24 protein-coding genes are annotated in these 23,053 nt (G+C 67.7%); 9 read left to right on the top strand and 15 right to left on the bottom strand.

The genetic code is table 11. The features are described 5' to 3' along the window. Positions 1–579 (bottom strand): BPSL1445 family SYLF domain-containing lipoprotein, encoded by a 579-nt coding sequence (locus AC3WVS_RS21725; RefSeq protein ID WP_492320314.1) that lies wholly within the window; start codon positions 577–579, stop codon positions 1–3. 203 nt (positions 580–782) lie between these two features. Here AC3WVS_RS21725 and AC3WVS_RS21720 point away from each other — a divergent pair, with 203 nt between their 5' ends. Beyond that, positions 783–1,205, top strand: a complete 423-nt coding sequence (locus AC3WVS_RS21720; protein ID WP_492320313.1) for a hypothetical protein — start codon at positions 783–785, stop codon at positions 1,203–1,205. 22 nt (positions 1,206–1,227) lie between these two features. Here the strand turns inward: AC3WVS_RS21720 and AC3WVS_RS21715 are convergent, their stop codons facing one another. From AC3WVS_RS21715 to AC3WVS_RS21705, 3 genes are all read right to left on the bottom strand, one after another. After that, the gene (locus tag AC3WVS_RS21715) at positions 1,228–2,061 is read right to left on the bottom strand and encodes an aldo/keto reductase (protein WP_492320312.1); all 834 of its coding nucleotides are present in this window, start codon (positions 2,059–2,061) and stop codon (positions 1,228–1,230) included. Positions 2,062–2,160: 99 nt separating this feature from the next. Beyond that, positions 2,161–3,552 (bottom strand): GntP family permease, encoded by a 1,392-nt coding sequence (locus tag AC3WVS_RS21710; RefSeq protein ID WP_010813171.1) that lies wholly within the window; start codon positions 3,550–3,552, stop codon positions 2,161–2,163. Between the two features lie 204 nt (positions 3,553–3,756). Continuing rightward, positions 3,757–4,149, bottom strand: coding sequence for a tautomerase family protein (locus tag AC3WVS_RS21705; RefSeq protein ID WP_492320311.1), 393 nt, complete (start codon positions 4,147–4,149; stop codon positions 3,757–3,759). 130 nt (positions 4,150–4,279) lie between these two features. Here AC3WVS_RS21705 and AC3WVS_RS21700 point away from each other — a divergent pair, with 130 nt between their 5' ends. After that, the gene (locus AC3WVS_RS21700) at positions 4,280–5,152 is read left to right on the top strand and encodes a LysR family transcriptional regulator (RefSeq protein ID WP_492320310.1); all 873 of its coding nucleotides are present in this window, start codon (positions 4,280–4,282) and stop codon (positions 5,150–5,152) included. Positions 5,153–5,345: 193 nt separating this feature from the next. Next, positions 5,346–7,469: a TonB-dependent receptor gene (locus AC3WVS_RS21695; RefSeq protein WP_492320309.1), complete on the top strand. Its 2,124-nt coding sequence runs from the start codon at positions 5,346–5,348 to the stop codon at positions 7,467–7,469. 135 nt (positions 7,470–7,604) lie between these two features. Here AC3WVS_RS21695 and AC3WVS_RS21690 read toward each other — a convergent pair whose 3' ends face one another. Further along, positions 7,605–8,069 (bottom strand): DUF2147 domain-containing protein, encoded by a 465-nt coding sequence (locus AC3WVS_RS21690; RefSeq protein ID WP_492320308.1) that lies wholly within the window; start codon positions 8,067–8,069, stop codon positions 7,605–7,607. Between AC3WVS_RS21690 and AC3WVS_RS21685 the strand changes: the two genes are divergently transcribed. Beyond that, entirely contained in the window at positions 8,058–8,315 is a 258-nt protein-coding gene (locus tag AC3WVS_RS21685; RefSeq protein WP_492320307.1) for a hypothetical protein, read from the top strand. The genes AC3WVS_RS21690 and AC3WVS_RS21685 overlap by 12 nt on opposite strands. Positions 8,316–9,596: 1,281 nt before the next feature. Continuing rightward, positions 9,597–10,181 carry a histone H1-like DNA-binding protein gene (locus AC3WVS_RS21680; RefSeq protein WP_492320306.1) on the top strand — a complete coding sequence of 195 codons (585 nt, stop codon included), beginning with the start codon at positions 9,597–9,599 and terminating at the stop codon, positions 10,179–10,181. A 287-nt stretch (positions 10,182–10,468) separates the two neighbouring features. Here the strand turns inward: AC3WVS_RS21680 and AC3WVS_RS21675 are convergent, their stop codons facing one another. The 10 genes from AC3WVS_RS21675 to AC3WVS_RS21630 form a co-directional block, all read right to left on the bottom strand. Continuing rightward, on the bottom strand, positions 10,469–10,936 hold the full coding sequence (locus tag AC3WVS_RS21675; protein WP_492320305.1) for an outer membrane lipoprotein: 468 nt from the start codon (positions 10,934–10,936) through the stop codon (positions 10,469–10,471). A gap of 37 nt (positions 10,937–10,973) precedes the next feature. Further along, on the bottom strand, positions 10,974–11,921 hold the full coding sequence (locus AC3WVS_RS21670; protein WP_035817163.1) for a carbohydrate kinase family protein: 948 nt from the start codon (positions 11,919–11,921) through the stop codon (positions 10,974–10,976). Positions 11,922–12,065: 144 nt separating this feature from the next. Beyond that, complete coding sequence (tpx, locus tag AC3WVS_RS21665; RefSeq protein ID WP_010813180.1) at positions 12,066–12,566, bottom strand: thiol peroxidase; 501 nt, start codon at positions 12,564–12,566, stop codon at positions 12,066–12,068. A 99-nt stretch (positions 12,567–12,665) separates the two neighbouring features. Next, on the bottom strand, positions 12,666–14,159 hold the full coding sequence (locus tag AC3WVS_RS21660; RefSeq protein ID WP_492320304.1) for a DUF3426 domain-containing protein: 1,494 nt from the start codon (positions 14,157–14,159) through the stop codon (positions 12,666–12,668). 9 nt (positions 14,160–14,168) lie between these two features. Then, the gene (gene prmA, locus AC3WVS_RS21655) at positions 14,169–15,071 is read right to left on the bottom strand and encodes a 50S ribosomal protein L11 methyltransferase (RefSeq protein ID WP_492320303.1); all 903 of its coding nucleotides are present in this window, start codon (positions 15,069–15,071) and stop codon (positions 14,169–14,171) included. Between the two features lie 43 nt (positions 15,072–15,114). After that, positions 15,115–16,467 carry an acetyl-CoA carboxylase biotin carboxylase subunit gene (gene accC, locus AC3WVS_RS21650; protein ID WP_010813183.1) on the bottom strand — a complete coding sequence of 451 codons (1,353 nt, stop codon included), beginning with the start codon at positions 16,465–16,467 and terminating at the stop codon, positions 15,115–15,117. Positions 16,468–16,713: 246 nt separating this feature from the next. Continuing rightward, on the bottom strand, positions 16,714–17,178 hold the full coding sequence (gene accB, locus AC3WVS_RS21645) for an acetyl-CoA carboxylase biotin carboxyl carrier protein (protein WP_492320302.1): 465 nt from the start codon (positions 17,176–17,178) through the stop codon (positions 16,714–16,716). A 165-nt stretch (positions 17,179–17,343) separates the two neighbouring features. Further along, entirely contained in the window at positions 17,344–17,841 is a 498-nt protein-coding gene (aroQ, locus tag AC3WVS_RS21640; protein WP_492320301.1) for a type II 3-dehydroquinate dehydratase, read from the bottom strand. A gap of 197 nt (positions 17,842–18,038) precedes the next feature. Further along, positions 18,039–18,587 (bottom strand): TlpA family protein disulfide reductase, encoded by a 549-nt coding sequence (locus AC3WVS_RS21635; RefSeq protein WP_492320300.1) that lies wholly within the window; start codon positions 18,585–18,587, stop codon positions 18,039–18,041. 35 nt (positions 18,588–18,622) lie between these two features. Next, the gene (locus AC3WVS_RS21630) at positions 18,623–19,312 is read right to left on the bottom strand and encodes a UDP-N-acetylmuramate--alanine ligase (protein WP_492320299.1); all 690 of its coding nucleotides are present in this window, start codon (positions 19,310–19,312) and stop codon (positions 18,623–18,625) included. Between the two features lie 202 nt (positions 19,313–19,514). On the opposite strand from AC3WVS_RS21630, the gene mpl reads away from it, so the two are divergent. Genes mpl through fabG form a run of 4 tightly spaced genes read left to right on the top strand, consistent with a single transcriptional unit; the run spans position 19,515 to position 22,929 of the window. Continuing rightward, entirely contained in the window at positions 19,515–20,900 is a 1,386-nt protein-coding gene (gene mpl / locus AC3WVS_RS21625; RefSeq protein ID WP_492320298.1) for a UDP-N-acetylmuramate:L-alanyl-gamma-D-glutamyl-meso-diaminopimelate ligase, read from the top strand. An 18-nt stretch (positions 20,901–20,918) separates the two neighbouring features. Next, positions 20,919–21,533, top strand: a complete 615-nt coding sequence (locus AC3WVS_RS21620; protein WP_492320297.1) for a YqiA/YcfP family alpha/beta fold hydrolase — start codon at positions 20,919–20,921, stop codon at positions 21,531–21,533. After that, positions 21,530–22,192, top strand: coding sequence for a chorismate--pyruvate lyase family protein (locus AC3WVS_RS21615; protein ID WP_010813190.1), 663 nt, complete (start codon positions 21,530–21,532; stop codon positions 22,190–22,192). Before AC3WVS_RS21620 ends, AC3WVS_RS21615 begins: the two co-directional genes overlap by 4 nt. After that, positions 22,189–22,929 carry a 3-oxoacyl-ACP reductase FabG gene (gene fabG, locus AC3WVS_RS21610; RefSeq protein WP_492320296.1) on the top strand — a complete coding sequence of 247 codons (741 nt, stop codon included), beginning with the start codon at positions 22,189–22,191 and terminating at the stop codon, positions 22,927–22,929. The genes AC3WVS_RS21615 and fabG overlap by 4 nt, the downstream gene beginning before the upstream one ends. Positions 22,930–23,053: the final 124 nt, after the last annotated feature.

Here is a 23,053-nt window from a genome sequence, read left to right as displayed (position 1 = left end):
TTACAGGTCGAGCTTGCTGATCTTGCTGCCCTCGAAGCTCAGGCCCGCCATCAGGCCGGCATTGGTCATGACGAAGCCGACGATGGGCTGCTGGCCGGTGTTGGTGTCCAGCACGCCGTTGGCGCCGACTGTCGCCAGGGCCACGGTGGCATCGACGCCGGCGGTCCAGCCGCTGCTGCGCACGAACTTGTCGTAGGCATCCGGCGTCAGGAACATCAGGATCACGGACTTGGACTGCGCACCGATCTGCCAGCCGACCGAGCCGGAAATCAGGCGGTAGTAACCGCGCGTGGCGCCGCCCGAGCGCAGGGCACCGTCGCCATACTCGCCGCCGACGATAAAGCCGGCCGACAGCGTCTTCGGGAACACCAGGATGCCGCGCGCGCGGTTGCCTAGCTCGCGCGAGCCCTGGACCGAGCCGTACAGGCGCGACAGCGTGGCGTCCACGCCGGAGTCCAGCTCGCGCCGGCGTGCGGCCTTGTCGGTGGGAGCATCGGGCTTGGTGGTGGTGCAGGCACCCATGGCCAGGCTGCCGAGGGCCAGACCCGCGCTGGCCGAAAGGAAGGTTCGACGTTTCATCTCGTCTCCTTGTGTTGTTGTCGTCTTTGAAGCATAGGCGCCGGAAGCACCCGGGCAAATACCGGACCGCGCAGAGACGTTTCCATTTGTGACGAAGGTGGTGCCGGGAGGCCATTCGCGGCAAGAATAGCCAGTCTTGCGCCCGGAACGTCCCATGGCTACACATGGGACGGCCCAATGCGCCGTGACAGCATCATCCAGCCATGAAAAAACTCCTGACCGCCCTGCCGCTGGCCTTCCTGGCCGCGTGCGCTTCACATCCTTCGGGTTCTTCCAATGACGCCGGCGCCGCGGGTGCCGGATCGGCGTCGGCCGTCGACAGCAGCGGCTGGCAGGCGCTGCGCGCCAAATACATGGATTGCGCGCAGAAGAAGGCCAACGATAACCTGTCGGCCAAGGGCCAGCCCAAGGACGTGGCCAACCTGGCGCTGGCCGCGTGCGAGCCTGAGCTGGGCGCCATGCATGATTCCTTCCGCACCTACCTGGATGGGCAGATGTCGTCGTCGCACGGCAAGACCAGCGCGCGCCAGGCAGCGGCGCGCGTGACCACCGACACCCGCGAGAAGGCGCGCAGCTACCTGGTGCGCTACGTCGAGCGCGAGCGCTACGTGGCCCGCGTGCCCTGAGCGCACGCGCCCGGCAGCCTGCTCAGAGCATTTCCAGCGGGCCCGGGCCGTCGGGCGGCGGGAAGATGCGGTCGAGCTCGGCCAGCTGGGCGGCCGACAGCATCTGCGACAGCGCCCCCAGGTTCTCCTGCAGGCGCTCGCGCCGGCTGGTCTTGGGGATGGCGATGACGCCGTCCTGCGCCAGCAGCCAGGCCAGCGCCGCCTGTGCCGCCGTCATGCCGTGGTCGCGCGCAAAGCGCTTCAGACCGGGGTTGCCCAGCAGGCGTGACTGCTCGATCGGCGAATAGGCCATCACCGGCACGCCGCGCTGGCGCAGCCACGGCAGCAGGTCCCATTCGATGCCGCGCCGGCCCAGGTTGTACAGCAGCTGGTTGGTGGCCAGCCGGTCGCCGCCCGGCGCGTCCCACAACGCCTGCATATCGGACAGGTCCAGGTTGCTCACGCCCCAGCGGCGGATCTTGCCGTCGCGCTGCAGTGCCTCCATGGCCTGCACGGTCTCTTCCAGCGGCACGCCGCCGCGCCAGTGCAATAAATAGAGGTCGATGCGGTCGGTGCGCAGCCGCTTCAGGCTGCGCTCGCAGGCCTGCACGGTGCCGCGCCGGCTGGCGTTGAAGGGATAGACCTTGCTGACGAGGAAGGCCTCGTCGCGGCGCCCGGCGATGGCCTCGCCGATCATCTCCTCGGACTGGCCCTCTCCATACATCTCGGCGGTATCGATCAGCCGCAGGCCAAGGTCCAGGCCCAGGCGCAGCGTGGCGATTTCTTCGGCGCGCGCGGCGCGCGACTCGCCCATATTCCACGTTCCCATGCCGAGCGCCGGGACGCGCTCGCCGTCGGGCAGGGTGACTTGCTTCATGTGTCGGCTTCCTGGTTTGCCGGGCCAGGTGCCGGGCGGCACCCAACCACACTAGTTAACAACACCTGGAATGTACAAGCCGCGCGGGCCGGGATTGCTTCAGACCAGTCCGGTCAGAAAATACACCGAGATGACGAAGAACACCGCGGCGGTCTTGATCATTGTGACGGCGAAGATATCGCGGTAGGACTCGCGGTGGGTCAGGCCGGTCACCGCCAGCAGCGTGATCACGGCGCCGTTGTGCGGCAGCGTGTCCATGCCGCCGCTGGCCATCGACACCACGCGGTGCAGTACTTCCAGCGGGATCTGCATGGCCTGCGCGCCCGCGATAAAGGTCTGCGACATCGCAGCCAGCGCAATGCTCATGCCGCCCGAGGCCGAGCCGGTGATGCCGGCCAGCGTGCTGACCGAGACCGCGGCATTGACCAGCGGGTTGGGAATCGCGCGCAGCGCGTCGCTGACCACCAGGAAGCCGGGCAGGGCGGCGATGACCCCGCCGAAGCCGTATTCCGATGCGGTATTCATCGACGCCAGCAGCGCGCCGCCGACGGCGCCCTTGGTGCCCTCGGCAAAGCGCTCGCGCAGGGCGCCGAAGGCGGTCACCAGCACCACGGCGATGCCCAGCAGCAGCGCGCCTTCCACCGCCCAGATCGCGGTCACGCTGGCGATCTTGGTTTCCACCGGCTTGGGCAGGCCCGGCAGCGCCACGCTGTTGGAAGGGCCATACCAGAGCGGGATCATCCGCGTCAGCCAGAAGTTGGCCACGCCCACCACCACCAGCGGCAGCAGCGCCAGCAGCGGGTGCGGCAGCTTACCGGACTGGCTGCGCTCCGGCTCGTTGCGCAGGTTGGTGCCGTAGCCTTCGCCACGCGCCGCGGCGGCGCGACGGCGCCATTCCAGGTAGCTCAGGCCCACCACCAGGATAAACAGCGAGCCGGCCACGCCCAGCACCGGTGCGGCCCAGGACGTGGTGTTGAAGAAGTTGGTGGGGATGATGTTCTGGATTTGCGGCGTGCCCGGCAGCGAATCCATGGTGAACGAAAACGCGCCCAGCGCGATCGCGCCCGGCATCAGCCGCTTGGGGATGTTGCTCTGGCGGTACAGCTCGGCCGCAAACGGATAGACCGCGAACACCACCACGAACAGCGACACGCCGCCATAGGTCAGCAGCGCGCACACCGTGACGATCACCGCGTTGGCGCGCGAGCGGCCGATATAGCGGATCGCCGCGGCGACGATGGACTCGGAAAAGCCGGACAGCTCGACCACCTTGCCGAACACCGCGCCTAATAGGAACACAGGGAAATACAGCTTCACGAAGCCGACCATCTTCTCCATGAAGATGCCGGTGAAAACCGGCGCAACCGCGGACGGGTCGGTCAGCAGCACCGCGCCCAGCGCGGCGATGGGCGCGAACAGGATCACGCTGTAGCCGCGGTACGCGGCGAACATCAGAAAGGCAAGGGCTGCCAGCACGATCAGAAACGACATCGGATCTCCTTCAGGGTTGCCTTGTCCTGAGGTGCGGTCCGTTGCCGCGCGGGGGCTGGCGCTTGTGGCGCCTTGTCTTGCGTCAGTCCATCAGGAAAAGGGATCAGCCGGCGACTGTGCCACAGCTTGGCCCGCGGCGAAACCTCCGGTCTCGCCGCGGGGGCACTGGGATGACAGCGGCCTGCATGAAGGAGATACGCCGTTTCAGCCGTGCTGGTGGCGATACTCCTGCGTGCGCCCGCCGTAGCCATAGGCCGCGGCGCGGGCGTCGATCACGTGCACGTACGACACCGGATGCAGCTTGCCCAGCAGCCCCGACATGGTCTCGAACACGGCCTCGATGAACTGCGCCTTCTCCGCCTTGGTATTGGTTTCATCGGTCACGCTGATGTCCAGGTGGAAGGCGTTGCGGCCCTGCTCCGACAGCGGCACGTCGGCGATGATCCAGCTGTCGTGCGGGATGTACTGGACCGTGATGGCAATCACGTCGCGCTTCTTGCCGAGCACGCGCTCGGTCAGGTCGGCGATCGCCCTGGCGCTGCGGCGGGTGAGGGCGGCATCGGGTTGGCCGGACAGGTGCAGGACGATGTGGGGCATGGCTGGCTCCTTGGCTTTGCGTGGGTGGGTGATGCCATGGTAGGGGGTGGTGTAGTATCGGAAAAGCGGGAATATCCGATGCGGACCATCGAGTTATCCGAAGTAACGCCACCCTTGCCGGAGCCTTGCCATGCGTGGATTCGAAACCGACCAGTTGCGCACCTTTGTCACGGTCGCGGACAGCGGCAGCTTGTCGGCGGCGGCGCCCAGGCTGTTCTTGTCGCAGTCCTCGGTCAGCGAGCAGCTGCGCAAGCTGGAGGAGCGCGCGGGCGTGCCGCTGCTGTCGCGCGGCCGGCATGGCGCGGTGCCGACGCCGGCCGGGGAGCGGTTGCTGGAACACGCGCGGCGGATCCTGGCGCTGAACGAGCTGGCCCTGCAGGAGCTGCGCGGCCACGCGCTGGCGGGCGAACTGCGGCTGGCCGTGACCGACTACTTCCGCCCGGGCGAGATCGCCGGCATGCTGCGGCGCCTGCGCGAGCGCTACCCGTACCTGCGCCTGCACGTGACGGTGATGAAGAGCGCGGCGATCGATGCCGCCGCGGAGATGGACACCTTCGATATCGGCCTCAGCATGCGCCTGCCGGGCACGCGCGGGCAGCGCACGCGTGGCACGGTGCTGCGGCGCGAGCCGCTGGCCTGGGTGGCCGCGCCGGCCGAGGCCGACAGCCTGTCCGCGACGCTGCCGCTGGTGCTGCTGCCCGATACCTGCTCGCTGCATCAGTACGTGGTGCAGCTGCTGCTGCGCAAGCGCCTTCCGTTCGAGATTGCGCACTCCGCGTCGGGCGTGGCGGGGCTGCATCTGGCACTGGCGGCGGGGCTTGGGATGTCGTGCCTGAACGCCTCGGCGATCGGCCCCGGCGTGGCGCCGCTGGACGCCGCCACCATTGCACGGCTGGGGCTGCCGCGGCTGCCTGAGGCGGAGTTTTTCCTGCTGCCCGCGCGGCGCGGGGAGTCAGCGTTTGTAGCCGAGGCGCGCGATGCGCTTGCCGGGCAACTGGGCTAAGGGACGGGCATCCAGTACGACACCTCAAGTCGAGGGAATCGATCACAAGACGGACTGTGGTAACCGCCACTTGTGTCGAAAGCAACATATATTGACCGCGAATAGGAATAATTCGCAATCTCGTTGACCCTGACAATCCTGTAATCGATAATGCGCCCGCGTTTTCAAAACTATTACAGCCGATTACAGTGAAATGAGAATAAAACTTCACCCGATCTGTGCCGCGGTGGCGGGGAGCTTCGTATTTCAACCGATGCTGACGTGGGCCCAGGCCGCGCCAGACGCTTCGGCGCAGTTGCCTGAGGTCACGGTCAGGGCCGATGTCAGCCGCGAGCTTGGCACCGGCTATAACCCGCCCAATGCGGTCAGCGCGACCAAGACCGAGGCGCCGCTGCGCGACATCCCGCAGACCGTCAACGTGGTCACCGCCGATGTCATGCGCGACCAGCACGCCACTTCGATGCAGGATGCACTGAAGAACGTGCCGGGCGTGTCGTTCTCCCACGGCGACGGCCAGCGCGACCAGGTGTCGATCCGCGGCTTTTCCGCCATTGCCGACCAGTTCGTCGACGGCATCCGCGACGATGCGCTGTACTTCCGCGACATGTCCAATGTCGACCGCGTCGAAGTCATCAAGGGTCCCGCGGCGGTGCTGTACGGGCGCGGCTCGTCGGGCGGCCTGATCAACCGCGTGACCAAGAAGCCGGGCATCGACGTCACCGACTTCGCGCTCAGCTATGGCATGTGGGCCGACCGCCGCGCCGAAGCCGACGTGGGCCGCGTGTTCGCCGACGGCGCCGCCGCCTTCCGCGTGACCGGCGCGGTGGAGAAGGCCAACAGCTACCGCTCGCAGCAGTTCCTGGACCGCTCGGCGATCGCGCCGTCGCTGGAGCTGCGCATCGCTCCCGAAACCACCGTGCTGTTCCAGGCAGACTACCTGGAAGACCGCCGCGTGACCGACTTCGGCATCCCGGCCTACAAGGGACGCCCGGTGGACGTGCCGGCCTCGCGCTACTACGGCGCGGCCAACGCGCGCGATGCCGACTACTCGCAGTCGCGCGTGTTCTCCGGCACCGCCACGGTCAACCATCGCTTCAATGAGAACTGGTCGATCCGCAACGCCACGCGCTACTACCACTACTCGCTGGACCGCAACAACACGCTGACCAACACGGTGAACGAGGCGGCGCGCACCCTCACCATGAACCACGGCAATGTCCGCCGCGAGGAACATGGCTGGTTCAACCAGACCGACCTGACCCAGAAGGCCACCTTCCTGGGCATGAAGCACGAGATCCTGTACGGCATGGAGATCGGCCAGCAGAACAAGGACCAGGTCAACAACACCAAGCCGGTGGTCGGCGCAAACGGCCTGCCGATCGCTTTCGACCTGTTCAACCCGGTGTTGGTGGCGCTGCCGCGCCAGGCACCCGGCACGCCGGGCACGTCGAACCTTGGCGTGTTCAATACCCTCGCGTTCTACACCCAGGACATGATCACCTTCAGCGAGCAGTGGAAGGCGCTGCTGGGCGTGCGCTACGACAACTTCCAGCAGGAGACGCAGAACCGCATCGCCGGCCAGCGCAACCTGTCGCGCACCGACACCGCCTGGAGCCCGCGCGCCGGCCTGGTGTGGCAGCCGTCGAAGTCGCAGTCGTACTACGTGTCCTGGAGCAAGTCGTTCCAGCCCTCCGGCGAGGCTTTCGCGCTGGCGGCCAACAATGCCGACCTGGCACCGGAGACCACCAACAACACCGAGGTGGGCGCCAAGTACGACTGGCTGAACGGCAAGGCGAGCACGACGATCTCGGTGTTCAGGCTGGAGCGCAGCAATATCAAGATCGCCAACGCCACCAACACGGCGCTGCTGCCGATCGGCGAGCAGCGCACCGACGGCATCGAGATCTCCGGCGCGGCTGAACTCGGCGGCGGCTGGCGCATGCTGGCCGGCTACGCCTACCTGGATGCCACCGTCACCAAGTCCACCGCCGCGCTGCAGGGCAAGCGCGCCACCATCACGCCGCGCCACTCGGGCAACGCGTGGCTGACCAAGGACCTGGGCCACGGCTTCGGCGTTGGCGCCGGCCTGAACCTGGTGGGCGCGCGCTATGCCGACCCGCTGAACACCGTGACGCTGCCCGGCTATGTCACCGCCGATGCGATGGCCTGGTACCGCCGCGGCGCCTTCGAGGCACAGCTGAACCTGTACAACCTGTTCGACAAGGGCTACATCGTGTCCGCGCATGGCACCAGCCCCAACCTGAACATGCCGGGTGCCCCGCGCAGCGTGATGGCCACCCTGCGCTACCGGATGTAAAGCGCAGCATCGTGGACAAAAAAACCGGGCGGTGATGAACCGCCCGGTTTTTTTTCGACTGCCGTTTCTCCTTCGGCGGGGACACGCAACGGCATGCCCCGGAGAAACCCTGAGTCCCGCGTCGTGCCAGCAGGGTCAGTGGTCGCGTTCCCAGGTCTGGGTGCGGCCGATCAGGCTGATGCCGATGAAGCCGCGCACGTTGAGCTTGTTGCCGTCCTCGGCCAGCGACACCTTGCTCTTGTAGACCTTGCCGTTCTCCGGATCCAGGATCTCGCCGCCGCTCCACTCGTTGTCGCCGGTCTTGCGCAGGCCAGAGAGGATGGTCATGCCGATGACGGGCTGGTCCTTGCGTGCGTCGGTGCACTTGTCGCACACGCGCGGCTTGCCATCGCTCTCGACGAAGGTCTTGACCAGGCGTCCGCTGAAGACGCCGTTCTTCTCGGTGATCTCCACCAGCCCGCGCGGCTTGCCGGTGTTGTCGTCGATGGTCTTCCACATGCCGCTGGGCGTGGCCTGCGCCATCGCCGCGGCGCTGCCGAGCAGGGTGGCGGCAAGCACGGCGGCGCGCAGGGTCGAAGCAAGGGGGGAATGGATGCGCATGATGTCTCCTTTGAGGTTCGTAGCCACGCCAATCTACTGGCGCCGGGAGCGCGCCGCAATCCGGCGCGGCGCGGCGCTCGCCTTTCCGCCGCCATCGCCTGCTACCCGGAAAACCGCATGCAGCCGCCGTTTGCGGGTTATTGTGATGCAGCAAAAGGTGCCGGCGGGCGGGCGCTGAAGCAATCCTCTAAGCGGACGTACGACGCGCTGCCGGCAGGGCGAGGCGAGTGGTGCGGAGAGTCGTGAGGGTGAGAGCGCGAACACGCGAGGCACGGCGCGCGCGATCCGGATCGCTCGGCAAGCGCGCGGATCGAACACCCATGCCGATGGCTTGATCGAAGCGTCTGCCGAAGTGTTGCCGCGATGCTTCGCGAGCGTCGCGGCTTGGCTCGATCGCAACGCTTTGATGACCTCGCGATGCCTTCGCGCTGTTGCGTCGATGCAAACCGTTGCGTGCACGCATCACTCTTGGACGGTGTGTGCGACGGTGCCGCGCGAAGCGCGAAGCGAGCATGGCCGCGGCTTGCTCGCATGGCGGCGCGTGCGTGCGCTGCCGACTGTGCAAAGCATGCAGGGCGGGTATCGCGCAGCGCGGCGCGCGCGCGATCAGGAACGCGTCCGCGTGAGTCGACGGCAGCCGCGCGCGCATCTGTGTATCGCCCGCAAAGCCTTTGTCCATGCGGCTTTTCGGAAAACGCGATGACGCGCGCAGCGGCGTTGCGCAGTGGTCAGGCGCGCGTTGCGATGCTGGTCGTCGGGGTTTGTCGCGGTGTGTAAAAGCTGCGATGCGCGGTGTGTGCGATGGGGCGTCGCACTGTGTGTGCGAGCGTGCGAAACGAACATCCGCACCAGCGTGCGAGCGACGCGTTGCGATGCTATCGGCAACGTCTTCGTGACACCGCGCGTGAGAACTAGTTCGAGCGATACATGCAGGCAAGTTTTTTTGCACTTTTTTCTTAACATCATCGTGCAAACGAATTATGATTCGCCTTGACAAGAGTCTCACTTCATTGCAGAGAAGCAGGAAGCAAGATGGAACGACGAGCGCGATGCGCGCTTCGATGCAGTGACGAAGGTAGTAGCTGAGGAGCACGAGAACTTTGACGCAGACCAGGCCGGACCGGCTTCTTAAAACGCGTGCAGTCTCCCTTGGTCCATTAACGGGTTGGACCCGCTACCACCGAATGAATGCCGCCTGCCGTGCGCGAGGCCAAGCCCGCACCGCAGGCCAGCTGTCCGATATCTCCTCATTTCTGGCCGTGCGCCGGCTCAACGGGCGGTGCGGGCTGATCGAATATTCCAGGGCGCGGCACGTGCCCGAGACCCGCTTGCGGGCTCGCTCCGGCCGCCAAGTCACCGCCAGGGGCGGTGCGCCTGCAACCAAATTCATTAGCGTGCAGCAGTGGTCGGGCCGCACGCCGATGAATCGCTCGCTCGACTGGGGCCGCGCTGCTGTAATGCGCCTCGGGTCGGTCGGGTCGCCAACTTAGGTCATTCGATATTCACTCTCTAGTGAAGGAGTTATCCATGGCAACTGCTGCAAAGAAAAAGCCGGCGGCTAAGAAGGCCGCCAAGCCGGCCGCCAAGAAGGCTGCTGTGAAGAAGGTAGCCGCCAAGAAGGCAGCACCGGCCGCCAAGAAGGCACCGGCCAAGAAGGCCGCTGTGAAGAAGGTCGCCGCCAAGAAGGCACCGGCCAAGAAGGCCGCCGCCAAGAAGGCACCGGCCAAGAAGGCCGCGGTGAAGAAGGTAGCCGCCAAGAAGGTAGCGACCAAGAAGGTTGCAGCCAAGAAGGCCCCGGCCAAGAAGGCCGCAGTGAAGAAGGTAGCCGCCAAGAAGGTCGTGGCCAAGAAGGCTGTCGCCAAGAAGGCTCCGGCCAAGAAGGCTGCAGTGAAGAAGGTTGCTGCCAAGAAGGCTGCACCGGCCAAGAAGGCTGCCGCCAAGAAGCCGGCTGCCAAGAAGGCTGCTGCCAAGAAGCCGGCTGCCAAGAAGCCGGCTGCCAAGAAGGCTGCCGCCAAGCCTGCCGCGGCCCCTGCCGTTGCTCCCGCTTCGGCTGCCAAGACCGCGCTGAACCCGGCTGCTGCCTGGCCGTTCCCGACGGGCAACCGTCCGTAAGCTGCTCCGCCACGGAGTGGACCTTACACGTTCCGCAAGGAACCGCACCGGCACGCAGCGCGTGCCCGCATGACCGGATACTGCGTATCCGGTCCGCAAGACACCAGGTCTTGCCGACCCGCCGATGGCATCCGCCCGGCGGGTTTTTTCATGGGCGCGCGCCCGCGCGCGGAGCGGTCCGCCGCAATGTTACGGAATTGCAAAGCCGAAAAGAAAAAGCGCCGCGACCCTTGCGGGTGCGGCGCGCTTTGCTGCGCTCTGGCGCGGCCCTGCGGGGCCGCGAGGGCTCAGTGCGTGACCCGGGTCACGCCGCCGGAGGACAGCAGCCGCACGCGTTCGCCAGGGCGGAAGGCTTCGTCGGCCTCCTGCGTGATCGCGCGCATCTCGCCGTTGTCCAGGCGCACGGTGATTTCCAGCCCGCGGCGCTGGTTGATCTTGTTCTCGGCCGCGCTGCCGGCAATGCCGCCGAGCACCGCGCCAAGGATCCCGGCCGCCACCGCGCCGTTGCCGCCGCCGATGGTGCTGCCGGCGGCAATGCCGCCGATGGCACCGCCCGCGAGCGTGCCGGCGCCGCTCTGGCCACCCTGGATGGTGACCTCGCGGATGCCTTCGACCACGCCGTAGCGCACGGTCTGTTCGCGCTGCGCCTGGCCGGTGCCATAGACGCTGCTGGAGTTGGATTGCGTAGCGCAGCCGGCAACCAGGGCGGTGACGGCAAGGACGGCAACGGCACCGCCACGTAGCTTGTTGTTCATGTCGTTTCCCGAGAAGAAGCCACGCGCTGGCCGCAGGTCAGGCGTAGCGGTACCCGAATGCAGACTGGAACCGGTTGCCGATTTCCTCGCGCGACAACCAGTGATTCTGCGGACCCTGTTGCGCGATCTTGACCGAACCCATCAGCGATGCCAGGCGGCCAGTCGTTTCCCAGTCTAATCCGTTTTCAATGCCGTAGAGCAGGCCGCCACGGAAGGCGTCGCCACACCCGGTCGGGTCCACGATGCGCTCGGCCGCAACCGCCGGAATCGCGTACTGGCGACCATCGGCAAAGATGCTGGCGCCGCGCTCGCCGTGCGTGACGATGAAGGCACGAACCTTGGCGGCAACCTCGGCGCTGGTCCATGCGGTGCGGGACAGCAGGACCTGCGCCTCGTAGTCATTGACTGTCACGTAACTGGCGAGTTCAACGAACTCGCGCAGGTCTTCCCCGTTGAACAGGGGCATCGCCTGACCCAGGTCAAAGATGAATGGCACGCCGGCTTCGGCGAACTGGCGCGCGTGGTGCAGCATGCCCTCGCGGCTGTCGGGCGCGACGATGCCCAGGCCCGGCGCGCTGGCGCCGCCGAGCGCATCCTTGACGTGGTTCAGCTGCGACTGGCTCATTGCGCCAGGGTGGAAGGCGGTGATCTGGTTGTTGTCCAGGTCGGTGGTGATCATGGCCTGCGCCGTGAAGGTCTCCGGCAGCACGCGGATGTGGCCGGTGGCGATCTCCAGCTTGCGCAGGTAGTCCAGGTAGGGTTCGGCATCGGCGCCGACGGTGGCCATCACCACGGGATCGCCGCCCAGCATCTTCAGCGTGTAGGCGATGTTGCCGGCGCAGCCGCCGAACTCGCGGCGCATGCCGGGCACCAGGAACGAGACGTTCAGCATGTGGATCTGGTCCGGCAGGATGTGTTCACGGAAGCGTCCGTCGAACGTCATGATGGTGTCGTAGGCGACGGAGCCGCAGATCAGGCTGGCCATGCTCTCTCCAGGTGTTGGGGTGATTGGGTGGAACGGAGCCCTTGCGGGCAGTATCGGTCGGGCAGAAAACAAAAAGCGGCCGCCCCGGGATGCGGGCGGCCGCTGCCGTCCGGGAACCCGCGGGTTCCCGGGCGTGCCGCTGATTTACTTCAGCGCGGCCAGGGCGGCGTCGTAGTCCGGCTCGGTCTTGATTTCCGGCACCAGCTGGCTGTACTTGACGGTGTCGTTCTCGTCGAGCACCACCACGGCACGTGCGGTCACGCCGGCCAGCGGGCCGGACTTGATGTCCACGCCGTAGTTGCCCTTGAACTCGGCGCCGCGCATGGTCGACAGCGGCACCACGTTGGCCAGGCCTTCAGCGGTGCAGAAGCGGCCCATGGCGAACGGCAGGTCGGCCGAGATCGTCAGCACCACGGTGTTGGCGAGGCCGCTGGCGGCTTCATTGAACTTGCGCGCGGAGGCCTGGCACACCGGGGTATCCAGGCTCGGCACGATGTTCAGCACCTTGCGCTTGCCGGCGAAGTCGGCCAGCGTGACGTCCTTCAGGTCCTTGCCGACCAGCGAGAAGGCGGGGGCCTTGTCGCCGGCTTGCGGGAACTTGCCTGCGACTTCGATGGCGTTGCCGCCGAGGGTGACGTTGCTCATGTCTACTCCTTGTTGTCTGATGGATTTCCGGTTCGTGTCCGGAGCGGGGGGCGCGGCCTGCCGCCGGACTCGGATTCGGTCCGGCGGCGGGCCAGGGATTCAGGGGTAAAAAATCAGCACGCGATAGTTGGCTGGCGCCTGCTGCGTCCGGAATCGTACCCGAACCGGCAGCTCCATGCCCGCGCGAAGACCCTGCGCGGCAAAGGCCTTTTGCGACGGCTCCAGGTACTCCGCGGGTTGCAGCACGCGGCGCAGCAGCAGCTGGTCCTGCAGGTCGGTCATCACCAGCTCGATCGCGGGCAGGGCGGTGCTGGCGCGGCCCAGGTTGCGCAGCGTGACCGCCAGCAGGTAGGTGTCGCCGTCTTCATCCTGGCGCTGCAGCTGCGAGGTCTCGATGCGCAGCGCATCGATGTCGCGCCACGGCGGCACGTCGCAGCCCAGCGGCGCGCAGGCGGCCTCGAGTGCCGGGCGCAGCATCGGGAACTGGCCGGCCAGCTGGCTGCGCGCCAGGTAGACCACTTGCACGGCCGCGGCGATGGCAAGCACGACGGCGGCCACGCGCCAGGCGGAGCGGGGCACCGTCACGGGCTTGCGGGGCTGCCGTTCGCGTTCGCGCTCACGCGCGTGGCGCAGGAAGTCGGGGGCGAAGACCGGGCCGGCCGGTGCTTCGGTGCGTGCCCAGCGGCGCGTGGTCTGCTCGCGCGCGACGGCGCCGCCGGTGACGCTGGAGGGCTGTCCGGTGTCGGGGGCGTTGCCGTCGTCGCCAACGGTGGGTGAGGCGGGCGCGGCAGGCGAGGCGGCACGGCGGGCCGATGCCTCATCCGGCCATGCGGTCGGCTCGGACCCGGCATCGGCTGACGCCGCGCGCAGGAACTCGCTTGCGCTGGGGATGTTGGCCGCGGGTGTCACCGGCGCGGGCCCGGCGTCAGCATCAGCGGGTTGCGGTGCTGCCGGTGCCGCCGCAGCGGCCGGGGAGGGGGCCGGTGCGGCCGGGGTATCGAGCGCGCCGTGATCGAGTGCCGGCCAGGCGGACGCGGACGCCGCTTGTGCCCGCTGTGCCGGCGCATCCTCGGCGGGTTCCGGTGCCGTGACGGGGGCGGGCTCGGCCGCCTCCGGGCCGGCAGCCTGGCGTTCCGCCTCGCGTGCATCGCGATGGGCGACGGCTTCGTTGGCTTCGCGCAGCGCCTGTTCGATCTCGGCGTCTTCCATGCCAGTGGGTGCCGGCATGGCCATGTCCTCCGGCGACGACATCAGCATCGTCGGCGCATCCAGCGCCGGCACGTCATAGCCGGGGTCGATGGTCGGGGTGAAGGCAGGCTGCGGCGCAGGCGCGGCTTCCGCCGATGCGGGCGGCGCCGGGGGAGCGGGAGGGGCGGCCGGCGAAGCTGCCGCAGACGGCGCCGACGACGCCGACGACGCCGATGATGCAGCGCCGGCCGGCAGCGGAATCTCGATCAGGTGCTCGCGCGCGTCGAACACCGTTTCGCACTGGCCGCAGCGCACCAGCCCCTGGCGCAGGCGCAACTGGTCGGCGACCAGCCGGAAGGCGGTGCGGCAGGCCGGGCAGCGCGTGACTAGCTTGACGGCGGCCATCGGTGTGAATCAGGGTCGGGCGCCGCGGGTGCCATGCAGGCACACCCAGCCTTCCTCGCTGCGCCACACCGTCAGCGGCAGCCAGGGCGCGTAGGCCGCGGCGACTTCATCGGCCTGGCGCTCCAGCACGCCGGACAGCACCAGCCGTCCGCCGGCGCGCACGCGCGCGCTCAGCATGGCGGCCATCAGCTTGAGCGGATTGGACAGGATATTGGCGACCACCAGGTCGTAGCTGGCCTCGGACACCGATTCGGGCAGCGCGAACGAGGCTTCCACGCGGTTGCGCTCGGCGTTGTAGCGCGACGCTTCCACCGCGTTGGGATCGATGTCGATGCCGACGGTATCGCCAGCGCCCAGCTTGCGCGCCACGATGGCCAGGATGCCGGAGCCGCAGCCGTAGTCGAGCACGGTTTCGCCCGGCTTCAGGTTCTGCTCCAGCCACTGCATGCACAGCCGCGTGGTGGGATGGCTGCCGGTGCCGAAGGCCAGGCCGGGGTCCAGCTCCAGCACCACGGCATCGGGCTCGGGTGCGTCGTGCCACGACGGCACCACCCAGATGCGCTCGCCGATGCGGATCGGCTCGAACTGGGATTGCGTCAGCCGCACCCAGTCCTGGTCCTCGACCGCGCGCAGCTGGTAGGCCGGCACCGGGTCGATGCCCAGCTGGTTGGCGGCTGCCGCCACCACCACGGCCGGATCGGCATCGTCGCCGAACAGCGCCACCACGCGCGAGCGGTTCCACGCGAGTTGCTTCGGTTCCAGCCCGGGCTCGCCAAAGAGCGGCTGCTCGTCGGGCGTGTCGGCATCGGCGTCTTCCACCGAGACCGACAGCGCGCCGAGGTCGAACAGGGCATCGGACCAGGCTTCGGCCTGGTCCTGCGCCACTTCGATCACACATTCCTGAAATGCCACGGGCTTCCTTGCTTGCTGCTTGTGTATTGCGGGTAACGTTGCGTCAGGCCTTCGCGCGCTCCGCCAGGCGATGCTCGAGGTAGTGGATGCTGGTGCCGCCTTCAACGAAGTTGGCATCCATCATCAGCTCGCGGTGCAGCGGCACGTTGGTCTGGATCCCGTCCACCACCATTTCCGACAGCGCGATGCGCATGCGGGCAATGGCCTGCTCGCGCGTGGCGCCGTAAGTGATGATCTTGCCGATCATCGAATCGTAGTTGGGCGGGACGAAGTAACCATCATACGCGTGCGAGTCGACCCGCACACCCGGGCCGCCGGGCATGTGCCAGGCGGTGATGCGGCCCGGCGACGGCGTGAACTTGAACGGATCCTCGGCGTTCACGCGGCATTCGATCGCGTGGCCACGGAACTGCACATCCTTCTGGCGCAAGCGCAGCTTCTCGCCGAAGGCGATGCGGATCTGCTCCTGCACGATGTCGATGCCGGTGATCATCTCGGTGACCGGGTGCTCGACCTGCACGCGCGTGTTCATCTCGATGAAGTAGAACTCGTTGTTCTCGTACAGGAACTCGAACGTGCCGGCGCCACGGTAGCCCATCTTCTTGCAGGCCTCGGCGCAGCGGTCGCCGATGCGCTCGATCAGGCGGCGCGGAATGTGCGGTGCGGGAGCTTCCTCGATCACCTTCTGGTGGCGGCGCTGCATCGAGCAGTCGCGCTCGCCCAGCCAGATCGCCTGGCGGTGCTGGTCGGCGAGGATCTGGATTTCCACATGGCGCGGGTTCTCGAGGAACTTCTCCATGTAGACCTCGGGATTGCCGAAGGCGCGGCCGGCTTCTTCACGCGTCATGTTGACGGCGTTGATCAGCGCGGCTTCGGTGTGCACCACGCGCATGCCGCGGCCACCGCCGCCGCCGGCGGCCTTGATGATCACCGGGTAGCCCACGCGGCGCGCGGTGGCCAGGATTTCCTTGGGGTCGTCGGGCAGGGCGCCGTCTGAGCCGGGCACGCACGGCACGCCGGCCTTGATCATGGCTTGCTTGGCCGACACCTTGTCGCCCATCAGGCGGATGCTGTCGGCGGTCGGGCCGATAAAGACGAAGCCGGATTTCTCCACGCGCTCGGCAAAATCGGCGTTCTCGGACAGGAAGCCGTAGCCGGGGTGGATGGCCTGCGCGTCGGTCACTTCGGCGGCCGAGATGATGGCCGGCATGTTCAGGTACGACAGCGGCGACGGGGCCGGGCCGATGCAGACGGCTTCGTCTGCCAGGCGTACGTACTTGGCCTCTTTGTCGGCCTCGGAGTACACCACGACCGTCTTGATGCCCAGTTCGCGGCAGGCGCGCTGGATGCGAAGAGCGATTTCGCCGCGGTTCGCGATCAGAATTTTTTCAAACATGGTCTCTCTCTGCGAGAACAGTAGCGGTCCCGCTGCGCGCCGCAATGGCACGCCGGGCGCACGGCCCGGGGGCTGTTGCCGCCGCGGCCGCCATACTGCGCGGAACTGCATGGAACTGCACGGAACGGGCCGCGAAGCCCACAACGTCCCTGGCGCCAAACAACGCCATGGCTTGCCGCGCGGGCGCTGCTGCGGGGGCCACTTGCGTGGCCGGTGGCAGCGTGCGGCGTGGCATGCCGGTCAGGATCAGCCGATCACGAACAGAGGCTGGCCGTATTCGACGGCCTGGCCGTTCTCGACCAGGATTTCCTTGATGACACCGGCCTTGTCGCACTCGATTTCGTTGAGCAGCTTCATGGCTTCGATGATGCAGACGGTCTGGCCTTCCTTGACCGAGTCGCCGACGTTGACGAACGGCGCGGCGCCTGGCGACGGCGCACGGTAGAACGTGCCCACCATCGGCGAGGTCACCACATGGCCGGCGGGCAGCTGGGCGGCGGGCTCTGCAGCCGGAGCCACGGCACCGGCCGCCGGTGCGGCGGCCGCGGCGGGCGGCAGCGCCTGCATCTGCGGCATGGCCATCGGCGCCGCGACGATTTGCGGCGGTTGCTTGACGATGCGTACCTTGCCGTCGCCTTCGGTGACTTCCAGCTCGGAGATGCCGGATTCGGCCACCAGGTCGATAAGCGTCTTCAGCTTGCGCAGGTCCATCTTTTTATCCTCCTGAATCGGGTTATCCGGCCGCTGCCCGGGACGGGCCGCGGCGGAAGAATCGTGTTGCCGGCCACCGGAAATCCACGCCCGCCGTGCCGAGGCACGCCAACGGGCGCAGGCCGCCGGGCGGCGCGCGCAGGTTGTCGAAAAAATCTTGGGAGTTCAGCTCCCCGAACTCTCGGGTGGCGGCTGCTCCTGGCCCAGCACATAGTCCAGCGCCAGCAGGTAACCCTGCCAGCCAAGCCCGCAGATCACTCCGACCGCCACCTCGGAGAAATAGGAGTGGTGGCGAAAGCTTTCGCGCCGGTGCACGTTGGACAGGTGCACCTCGACGAACGGGATCGCCACGCCGGCCAGGGCATCGCGCAGTGCCACGCTGGTATGCGTGTAGGCAGCCGGGTTGATGATGATGAACTCGACCCCTTCCGCGCGTGCGGCGTGGATGCGGTCGACCAGTGCCCCCTCATGGTTGGACTGGAACGTATCCAGCGAAATGCCGGCTTTTGCCGCGCGTTCGGCCAGGGCCGCGTCGATATCGGCAAGCGTCGTGTGCCCGTAGGTTTCCGGCTCGCGCGTGCCCAGCAGGTTCAGGTTTGGCCCATGCAGGACCAGCACCTTGCGGTAGCGGGCTGAGCGACGGATAGAGCGGGTTGCAGTCACGGCGGCTCGACCAGATCAACGAAATTGCGCGGAGATTACCGTAGCTTAGAGGGATTTGTCTAGCGCGCGATACAAGGCTTGACGACCTTGCGCGGCGCTTTGGCGGCCCTTTAAGCACTTTCTGGCCGTTTTGGCGCCCCGGCGAAACAAATCGCTGAAGAAAAACGAAATTCAGCGAATTTGGCGGAAGAATACGCTCAGGCTCGTGGCAGCACGGCCCGCAGTTCCTCGGCCGTCACCCGTCCCATCTTGCGGTACTTGACCGATCCGTCCGGGTTGATCACCACCGTGTAGGGCAGGCCGCCGGCGCTGTTGCCGAAGTTGCGCGACAGCTCGGTGCCGGCAAAACCGGCCACGGCGAGCGGGTAGGCCACCGGGACCTTGGTGGTGAACTGCTGGATATTGGCGGCTGAATCGATGCCGATGCCGACAAACTCCACCTGGCGATTCTTGTATTCCTCATGCAGCGCGGTCAGCTCCGGCATTTCCTCGACACACGGCCCGCACCAGGGCGCCCAGAAGTTGATCACCACGGTCTTGCCGCGCAGCTTGCCCAGGTCCAGGTCGGCGCCGGCGGCGTCGGGCAGGCGTGTCTGGAAGAAGGTTTCCACCGCCTGGTCGCTGGCGGGCTTGGGCGAGAACACGAAATGGCCGGCCAGTGCGCCGGCGGCGCAGGCGACCACGGCCACGGCGATCCAAAGCCAGAGGCGGGAGCGGCGGGCGGGCGAGGAAACGGTTTCAGTCATGGGGATGGCTTGGACCAGTGAAGTGGGGGCAGGCATCAGGCCGGGTCGGCATCGCCGGGCGCGTCCATCAGCGCCCGTACCGCCTGCACGTCGGCGCGGGCCGGGCGGCCCGAGGCGTCGGCACGCACGGCGCCGCGTTCGTCGACGGCATCATACAGTGCAATATGAATGCCGACTGGGGCACCCAGTTCCGCGCGCACCTCGCCGGCGAGCAGCCGGGCCTCGCGGCGGTCGGGCCACTGGCCCTTCCACAGGAAGCTGAGGGTCTCGACCTCGCCGCGGCCGCCGAAATGCCGGCTCTCGCTGGTCTCGAAGTCCACGCCGGCGTTGATCAGGTGCAGTGCCGCGTCCTTGGCGCTGTCGCAGAAGCACTGCAGATAGATATCGGAGTGCTCGGTGGCGGTGCCGTTGAGCACGGCGCCGACCAGGTAAGGCCGGAACGGCGCCAGGTCTTCCATGGCCAGCACCGCCAGCCGGCGCAGCAGCGCCAGCACGCGGGGCTGGCTGTCGGCGTGGAACAGCGCCTGGTAGGCGCGCACTTCGGCTTCGACCTGTTCGTTGTCGGGCAGCCATTCGCCGGGCACGCGCTGCTCGCCCAGCACCTGGCGGGCGGCCTTGCGCTTGGCGGTGGCGTAGTCGGCACCGTCCTCGGCGATCATCCGGGCGGCAGCCTGGGCGATTTCCTCGCGCAGGCGGGTGGGGTCGGGGGTGGTGCGTCGGGTCATGCCCCATGATACCGGACGCTCCCGCGCAACCGGTGCGCGCGCTGCCGCAGTGCAGCGAAGGCCGCGGGCGCTCGGGTACAATCGGAGGCTTCCTGCCCGGCCACCGCACCGCAAGACTCGGCCTGAAACAGCCGCCATGCCGCCGCGCCACGCCGGGTGCCGAATCCCCACGCCTGCGGGCTTCAAGTCTTTCCGGGAACCCATGCATATTCATATCCTTGGCATCTGCGGCACCTTCATGGGCGGCCTGGCGGTGCTGGCCAAAGAGGCCGGCCACCGCGTCACCGGCTGCGATGCCAATGTCTACCCGCCGATGAGCACCCAGCTCGAGGCCCAGGGGATCGAGCTGATCGAAGGCTTCGACCCCGCGCAACTGTCGCTGGAGCCGGACCTGTTCGTGATCGGCAACGTGGTCTCGCGCGGCAATGCGCTGATGGAGGCCATCCTCGACCGCAACCTGCCCTATGTGTCGGGTCCGCAATGGCTGGGCGAGCACGTGCTGGCGCGCAAGTGGGTGCTGGCGGTGGCCGGCACGCACGGCAAGACCACCACCACGTCGATGCTGGCCTGGATCCTGGAGGATGCCGGCTACAACCCCGGCTTCCTGGTGGGCGGGGTGCCGCAGAACTTCGGCATCTCGGCGCGCGTGAGCGAATCGGACTTTTTCGTGATCGAGGCCGACGAGTACGACACCGCCTTCTTCGACAAGCGCAGCAAGTTTGTCCACTATCGCCCGCGCACTGCGATCCTGAACAACCTGGAATACGATCACGCCGACATCTTCCCGGATCTGGCGGCGATCGAGACCCAGTTCCACCACCTGGTGCGCACCGTGCCCGGCCAGGGCCGGGTTGTCGTCAACGGCCTGGAGGAAAGCCTGGCACGCGTGCTGGAGCGCGGCTGCTGGAGCGAGGTCGAGCAGTTTGGCGTGGGCGACTGGCGCGAGAGCGATGCTGCCGCCACAGCGGCGCCCGGCAAGGACGCCTTCGACGTCTGGTTTGGCGATACCGTCCAGGGTACCGTGGTGTGGGACTTGCAGGGCACCCATAACCGCATGAATGCGCTGGCCGCGATCGCCGCCGCGCGCCATGTGGGCGTGCCGGCCGCGCAGGCGATCGAATCGCTGTCCCGCTTTGCCAACGTCAAGCGCCGCATGGAAGTGCGCGGCGTGGCGGGCGGCGTGACCGTCTATGACGACTTCGCCCACCATCCGACCGCGATCCAGACCACGCTGGACGGGCTGCGCCGCCGCGTCGGCGATGCCCGCATCCTGGCGGTGCTGGAGCCGCGCTCCAACACCATGAAGCTGGGCGTGATGAAGGCGCAACTGCCGGCCAGCCTGGAGCAGGCCGACCTGGTGTTCGGCTACGGCGCCCCGGCCGGCAAGGACGCGCTGGGCTGGGACCTGGCCGGATCGCTGGCGCCGCTGGGCGACAAGGCCGCCGCCTTCCAGGACCTGGGCACGCTGGTGCAGGCCGTGCGTGCCGCGGCGCAGCCGGGCGACCACGTGCTGGTGATGAGCAACGGCGGCTTCGGCGGCGTGCACCAGAAGCTGCTGGACGCCCTGGGCCAGGGCGCCGCAAGCTGACCGGCGGGAAGGACCACCATGCTGCTGTACCTGCACGGATTCCGCTCCTCGCCCCAGTCGTTCAAGGCCCGGCTGGTGCAGGAGCGCATGCGCGAGTGGGGCGTGGGCCGCTACTACGCCTGCCCCACGCTCAATGTCTCGCCCGAAATGGCCATTGCCCAGGCGCAGGCCGCGATCCGCGCCGCGCAGGCCGGCGGCGACCAGGAGATCGCCATCGTCGGCTCGTCGCTGGGTGGCTTCTATGCCCGCTGGCTGGGCGAGCGCCATGGCTGCAGGACCGTGCTGCTCAATCCGGCCATCCATCCCTGGACCGACCTGGAAGCGTACCTGGGCGAGCAGCCGCTGTGGCACGGCGGCGGCTCGGTCACGGTCGAGCGCCGCCATCTGCAGGAACTGCTGGACCTGCGCGTGGACACCATCACCGATCCCGGACGCTATTACCTGCTCGCCGCCACCGGCGATGAAGTGCTGGACTACCGTGAGATGGTCGCGGCCTGCCCGGGCGCAAACATCCGCGTGATCGAGGGCAGCGACCACGGCATCAGCGAATTTGCCGACTACGTCGACGATGTGCTCGCCTTCTGCGGCTATGGCCCCGGCGGCAAGGTGCCGGCAGGCGCAGGCCCGGCATGAGCGCGCAGTCCGCGCGCCGCTGCAGCTGGAGCCCGCACCTGGCCTTTGATGCAGCCATCACGCCCAACCTGCGGCGCTGGGTGACCGGTGACGACGGCTCGCTGACCGCGCGCCTGGTGGCAGCATCGGAGCGCTTTCGCGTGGCGCGCCTGCTGCAGCGCCCGCAGCGCCCGCTCGCCGATGAATGGCAGGTGCTGGGCCAGCACGACCGCACCCCCGCGCTGACGCGCGAGGTGCTGCTGATCTGCGACGATATTCCCGCCATATTTGCCCATACTGTGGTGCGCCAGCGCCATGCGCGCCGCGACTGGCCGTTCCTGCGCGGGCTGGGCGAGCGCCCGCTGGGCGGCCGGCTGTTTGTCGACCCGGCGGTGGCGCGCGAGCCGTTCCAGTTTGCGCGGCTGCTGCCGCACCATCCGCTGCGCCAGGCCTTGCAGCGAGTGCTGCCGGCCATGGCGCCACTGCCCATGCTGCCGGCGCGGCGCTCGGTGTTCCGGCGCGGCGACGGCGTCATGCTCGTGACAGAAGTGTTCCTGCCGGACCTGCTGTCGCGGCCATCCCCGGGGACCGAGGCGATTCCGCATCCCAGGTATTTGCGGACGACAGACCGAAGCCCCTCTACACACACTACCGAAACCAAGAAAGAGACCACGAGATGAAACTGCAGGGTCGGGTTGCCATCATCACCGGTGCCGCCGCCGGCATCGGGTTTGCCACCGCGCAGCGCTTTGCCGCCGACGGCGCCATTGTCGTCCTGTGCGACGTGCAGGAAGAGCGCGTGCGCGAGGCCGCCGACAAGCTGGCCGCCACCGGCGCCACCGTGTCGGCCTACCGCGTCGACGTGACCCGGCGCGACGAAGTCGATGCCATGGTGGCCGCCGTGCTGGCCGCGCACGAACGCGTCGACATCCTCGTCAATAACGCCGGTATCACCAAGGATGCACGCCTGGCCAAGATGACCGAGGCCCAGTTCGATGCCGTCATCGACGTCAACCTGAAGGGCGTGTTCAACTGCGCGCAGGCCGTGGCCGGCCTGATGAGCGAGCAGGGCAAGGGCGTGATCCTGAACGCTTCCAGCGTGGTCGGCCTGTACGGCAACTTCGGCCAGACCAACTACGCCGCCAGCAAGTTCGGCGTGATCGGCTTCACCAAGACCTGGGCGCGCGAGCTGGGCCCCAAGGGCGTGCGCGTGAACGCGGTGTGCCCGGGCTTCGTCAATACCGAGATCCTGCAGACCGTGCCGGAAAAGGTGCTGGACGGCATGAAATCGTCGTGCTGGCTGCGCCGCCTGGCCGAGCCGGCCGAGATCGCCAGCATCTACGCCTTCCTGGCCAGCGACGACGCCAGCTACGTCAACGGCGTGGCGATCGAGGCCAGCGGCGGCATGTCGCTCTGAACTGCGTGGGTGCACGCACCCCGCCGGGGCGCCGGCCCCCGCAGGCGCCGGAGCGGGGTGCGGTATCATTCCAGGTCTCAGGCCGTATCGATACGGCGTGGCCCGCGGCCAGCGATTTGCACCC

It is taken from the genome of Cupriavidus sp. CPT47-8839-RL05A (genome assembly GCF_058792255.1).
This window is presented reverse-complemented; position numbering and strand designations above follow the sequence as displayed.